Consider the following 2,401-nt stretch of genomic DNA (forward strand, 5'->3'; position numbering starts at 1 on the left):
CTCAAATTTGATTCAGCGGTTAAGGACTATGGCGAGTACCATGACTACGAAAGCTCTCCCACCAAGAGCAACGCCAGCGAGTTCATCGACGCATTCATAGAGCGCAACGCTGACCGCATAGGCAAGTTAGACAAGCTAGTCAGCTACATGGCGGAGCGCCCTGGGGTAGAAAAACTAGGAAGTCATGGCCTCTTTAGTCAAACCGATGACAAGATAGACTTGGATTCCGTTGCAGAGGAAGTGGGCCAGCACAAGGGCATCATCTGGACACACGTCATCAGTTTGCACCGCGAGGATGCAGAACGGCTAGGGTACAACAGTGCCGAGGCATGGCGGGAGTTGGTGCGAAGGAACGTCACTGAGCTGGCTGAGGCTCAGAAAATAGACATCAGTAACCGGCAATGGTACGGAGCATTTCACAATACCACACACCATCCGCACATACACTTGCTGGTCTATTCTAAAGATGCAAAGCAGGGTTGGCTGACGAAAAAGGGAATCGATGACCTGCGAAGTGCGCTGGGCAATGACATCTTTCACATGGAGCAGTACAAATTATTTTCGATGGAAACAGCCCTTCGTGACCGTCTGAAGAACGAAAGTAGGCTGGAAATTGAGAAACTGCTTACAAAAATTCGTGAGTCATATGCGCCGACCTCTGAGGTGGAAATGCTGTTTTTGAAACTGGTTTCACAGCTAAAGACCTACAAGGGCCGTAAGCAGTACGGTTATTTGCCGAAAGAGGTTAAGGATACTGTTAACAAAATTGTGGCTGAGCTTGCGAAGGACAAGGGAATCGCAAAATTGAATTCGGAGTGGAACAAGGCCAACCGTGAAAAATTATCACTCTATCATGAGAAGAATAAGCCGGATATTCATCTGGAAGATAACCCTGAGTTTCGCAGTATCAAGAACGTAATTATCAGGAGTTCGGCGCTGGCTATGAAGATTATGGATACAGAGCCTATGCAAAGTTATGATGTGGGCGGTTCGATTCGGTCAGTGGTCAGCGCGCTGTGTAAGATAATCTCCAAGAGTTATGATAAGAGAATCGTCCGGCTGAATACTCAAATAGATAGCAAACTCAGGAGTAAAATCGAGCAGAAGAAGGCGGCGCATGGGTTGAAAACAGACCGTGGCGTCTGGCAGGAGATGGATGATGAGGACTATGGGATGAGGATGTAAGGAAGCCAAATTTTGCGGTGCAAAACAAAGAATACGGTTTGGGAAAAACCAGAAAAAGTAAGAAAAATGTCAGTGGACATAGGCGGGTGCTATGTGGTAGTGTTGGTAATCAGAAAGGGGGCCAAGATATGGCAAAACGCAGAGCAAATGGTGAAGGCAACATACGCAAGCGCAAGGATGGCCGCTGGGAAGGCCGGTATACTGCTGGACGTGATCCCGAGTCAGGCAAGGTGATTTACAAGAATGTGCTTGGTAAGACTCAAGCAGAGGTCAAGGAGAAACTGGGCAGGGCCATTGAGGACAACAAAGGCTTGGATATCGTTAAAGCGAGTCAGTACACGGTAGGGCAGTGGATGGACGTATGGTTTGAGAACTACGCCAAAATCAATGTGCGCCCATCGTCACATAAAACATATAAAGGTTATATTGAGAATCACATTAAGCCGAGTATTGGTAAGATACCGCTCAGTAAGCTGACTACTCTGGAAGTCCAGGCACTCTACAGAAAGCTGCTCACCAGTGGTAGGGTAGAGCGGATAGAGTCCAAACAACAGCCCAAAGGTTTGAGTGCCAAGACGGTGCGCAATATAAATCAGGTGATTTCGTCAGCGATGGAACTTGCCAAAAGCCAGAAACTTATTTCAAGCAATCCCACCGATGGTTGCGCCCTACCAAAGGTTGAACACCAGGAGATGAAAACGCTGACCGCTGACCAATTAGCAGCCTTCTTCCGCGAAGCTAAGAATAGCGGCGTGTTCGAGATGTACTACTTAGAACTGGCAACAGGCTTGCGCCGTGGAGAGTTGCTAGGGCTGAAGTGGGACGATATCAACCTGGACACAGGCACTATCCAAGTGAAACGGCAGGTAGCCAGGATAAATGGGGAAGTGGTAGAGGCCCCGCTAAAAACAAAGAATTCCTACCGAACCCTGTCCATAGGGGCAGACGCAGTAGAAATTCTCAGAGAGCAGAGGAACAAAGTGGCTGGTGAGTATGTGTTCCCCTCACCTAACGGCGGGCCAATCTCGCCGGACAGCATCCTGCATATGCTACATCGGGTACTTGAGAGAGCTGGACTACCCAAGATACGGTTTCACGATCTCCGCCACCCGTATGTCAAGCCCACGACAACAAATTTCAGAAGTTTTTTTGAATTTCTTTGCCGCTAGAGCCAAAACCGCCTATTTTCCAGACGATTTCAATATTCTGCTGTGGA

At 48.3% G+C, this 2,401-nt stretch carries 2 protein-coding genes; both read left to right on the top strand.

What is annotated here, in order from left to right; genetic code table 11:
* Nucleotides 1–1,185, top strand: a 1,185-nt coding sequence (mobP3, locus tag D5270_RS16320) for a MobP3 family relaxase (RefSeq protein WP_243150425.1), incomplete at its 5' end; no start/stop codon positions are given.
* A gap of 128 nt (nt 1,186–1,313) precedes the next feature.
* A complete protein-coding gene (locus tag D5270_RS16325) occupies nt 1,314–2,354 on the top strand; it encodes a tyrosine-type recombinase/integrase (RefSeq protein WP_166545071.1) in 1,041 nt (346 codons plus the stop codon).
* Nucleotides 2,355–2,401: the final 47 nt, after the last annotated feature.

The organism is Acutalibacter sp. 1XD8-36 (genome assembly GCF_009917525.1).
GTDB lineage: Bacteria > Bacillota > Clostridia > Oscillospirales > Acutalibacteraceae > Acutalibacter.

Excerpts from the sequence above, each read along its gene's own strand:
- D5270_RS16325 (WP_166545071.1), top strand. The coding sequence starts at position 1,314 with ATGGCAAAACGCAGAGCAAATGGTGAAGGCAACATACGCAAGCGCAAG.